Below are 2,205 nucleotides of genomic sequence, written 5' to 3' on the forward strand. Positions count from 1 at the left end.
CGCCGGCCGCGCCACCATCACGCGGGCCGAACGGCTGCGCAGCAGGCGCCGCCAGCTCGGCAGCGAGATGCGGTCTCCCAGGAACGAGGCGCGCTCGATCGCCTCCAGCGCACGGGCATCGGCAGGCAAGCCGTCATCGATCGCCCGCCCGGGCGTGGCACGGGGCCGGGCCTTATTCATGATCGCGACCGCTGTCCGGGCGCGGGGCCGGGCGCTCCATCCAGTACAGCAGGCACCAGGCGCCGCCGAGCGGCAGGAAGACCACGAGCAGGGCCAGAAAGAGGTGCAGGGCAACGTCGTGCATCGAACAGGTTCTCAGTGCATCCAGTGGGTGGGCCGGGCGATGCGGCCGAATTCCGCGCAGGGCATGCCGGCCGTCAGCAGGCGCAGGCACGCGGCCAGTTCGCCGCGGCGCACGTTCATCTCGATGCGGATGCAGTGCCGGGCCGCATCCACGTCGATGCGGTAGCCCTGCACGCGCGGGCCCAGGATGCGGTGCAGCGAGCGGCGCCCTTCCAGCACGTCGGTATGAAAGAGGCGCAGCGGCAGCACGACGATGTCGCTGTCGGCCGGCGGCCGGGCCTCCAGGGCCACGCGGTGAAGGGTCGGAAAAGCGCAGGAATGCGGCATGGGGCGAGTCGCCGCCACGGGGCCGGAGGGGTGCCGGCGGGCGGTGGCGGGCTGCGGGTGGAACATGGCCCCAGTCTAGGAACGCCGGCATAAAAACGCCGTAAAAAATGCGCCGGCGCCCGTCAATTCCCCGTCAACCCGCCCGGGCGCCCGCCGCCGGGCCGGCAGGCGCCCGGGCGGCCGGCTGCGGGACAATGCGGCTCCCCGCGTGCCCACAACGACATTCCCACCATGAAGACCGCGCAGATCGAACCCTTCTTCGCCGCCCTGAAGGCCGCCAACCCCATGCCCAACACGGAGCTGGAATACACCACGGTGTTCGAGCTGCTGGCCGCGGTGCTGCTCTCGGCCCAGGCCACCGACGTGGGCGTGAACAAGGCCACGCGCAAGCTCTTTCCGGTGGCAGGCACGCCGCAGGCCATCCTCGACCTCGGGCTGGAAGGGCTGGAGGGCTACATCAAGACCATCGGGCTGTACCGCAGCAAGGCACGGCACCTGATGGCCACCTGCCGCATCCTGGTGGAGCAGCACGGCGGCGTGGTGCCCCGCACCCGCGAGGCGCTGGAGGCCCTGCCCGGCGTGGGCCGCAAGACGGCCAACGTGGTGCTGAACGTGGCGTTCGGCCAGCCCACCATGGCGGTGGACACGCACATCTTCCGCGTCAGCAACCGCACGGGCCTCGCGCCCGGCAAGAACCCGCTGGCGGTGGAGCTGCAGCTGATGAAGCGTGTTCCTGCGGCCTACGCGGTGGACTCGCACCACTGGCTGATCCTGCTGGGCCGCTACGTGTGCCAGGCGCGCAAGCCGCGCTGCTGGGAATGCGTGGTGGCGCCGTACTGCGACTACCAGCCCAAGACCCCGCCGCCGTGACAGGACGGCTGGGCATTAAAAGTGCCTCCAGCACAATTGATACTAGGGCATATAGCTATATTTTTCATAGCACCACGCCCTAGCGCCCGTGGGTGGCGGATTCACCCCACGGCCAGCACCGCGCGCCGCCGGATCAGGCGCGCAGTTCGCGCAGCAGCTTGCCCACATCGAGGCCCTGCGCACGTTGCTGGATCTGCGGCGCGTAGCGCTGCTGCAGGTTGCGCGCCTCGTCCACCGTGCGCGAGAAGGAGGATTTGAGCGCGTCCTTGCCCAGCGTGCGGCCCCCGGCGTAGTAGCGCTGCGCCACCTTGCCCAGCGCGTACGTGGTGGCGAACGAGAACGCCGAGCCCGTGGCGGCGCTGCCCACCGCGCGGCCCATGCCGCCCATCACCTTGCCCAGCAGCCCGCCCACCAGCTTGCGGCCGAACTGCTCCACATACTGCGAGGTGAGGCCCACGCCCACCGTGGCGAGAAAGTCGGTGATGTGGCCCTTGTCCAGCTCGTAGCCGTACAGCTTGCCGATGCGGTAGACCAGCCGCGTCTGCAGCGGAATGATCGCCATGGAGGCCAACGACTGCGGCAACAGTTCCAGCGCCCCGTTCAGGATGGAGGCATTCAGCACCATGGAGTCGATCTCGGCCGCATGGGGATCGACGGCCGGCGCCGGCGCGCCACCCGGTACCGGCGCTGGCACCGGTGCCAGCG

General features: G+C 70.1%; 4 protein-coding genes and 1 pseudogene. 1 reads left to right on the forward strand and 4 read right to left on the reverse strand.

All coding sequences use genetic code 11. The annotated features are described in order from the left end of the window. From AC27KI_RS23145 to AC27KI_RS23155, 3 genes and pseudogenes are all read right to left on the reverse strand, one after another. Positions 1-180: pseudogene (locus AC27KI_RS23145) on the reverse strand (hypothetical protein); the annotation flags it as partial. Beyond that, the gene (locus AC27KI_RS23150) at positions 173-304 is read right to left on the reverse strand and encodes a hypothetical protein (RefSeq protein ID WP_272564113.1); all 132 of its coding nucleotides are present in this window, start codon (positions 302-304) and stop codon (positions 173-175) included. The gene AC27KI_RS23150 and the pseudogene AC27KI_RS23145, both read right to left, overlap by 8 nt. 11 nt (positions 305-315) lie before the next feature. Further along, positions 316-696 carry a hypothetical protein gene (locus AC27KI_RS23155; RefSeq protein WP_284399342.1) on the reverse strand — a complete coding sequence of 127 codons (381 nt, stop codon included), beginning with the start codon at positions 694-696 and terminating at the stop codon, positions 316-318. 165 nt (positions 697-861) lie between these two features. On the opposite strand from AC27KI_RS23155, the gene nth reads away from it, so the two are divergent. Then, positions 862-1,500 (forward strand): endonuclease III, encoded by a 639-nt coding sequence (gene nth / locus AC27KI_RS23160; protein WP_272564115.1) that lies wholly within the window; start codon positions 862-864, stop codon positions 1,498-1,500. A gap of 133 nt (positions 1,501-1,633) precedes the next feature. On the opposite strand, the gene AC27KI_RS23165 is transcribed toward nth, so the two are convergent. Next, the coding region (locus AC27KI_RS23165; protein WP_487116055.1) for a YcjF family protein at positions 1,634-2,205 on the reverse strand (572 nt) is incomplete at its 5' end.

The sequence above is a fragment of the Acidovorax sp. KPB24-03 genome (genome assembly GCF_057546605.1).

Bases quoted from the DNA above. Each gene is read 5' to 3' on its own strand.
- AC27KI_RS23150 (WP_272564113.1), bottom strand. From the start codon at position 304: ATGCACGACGTTGCCCTGCACCTCTTTCTGGCCCTGCTCGTGGTCTTC.
- nth (WP_272564115.1), top strand. From the start codon at position 862: ATGAAGACCGCGCAGATCGAACCCTTCTTCGCCGCCCTGAAGGCCGCC.
- AC27KI_RS23155 (WP_284399342.1), bottom strand. From the start codon at position 696: ATGTTCCACCCGCAGCCCGCCACCGCCCGCCGGCACCCCTCCGGCCCC.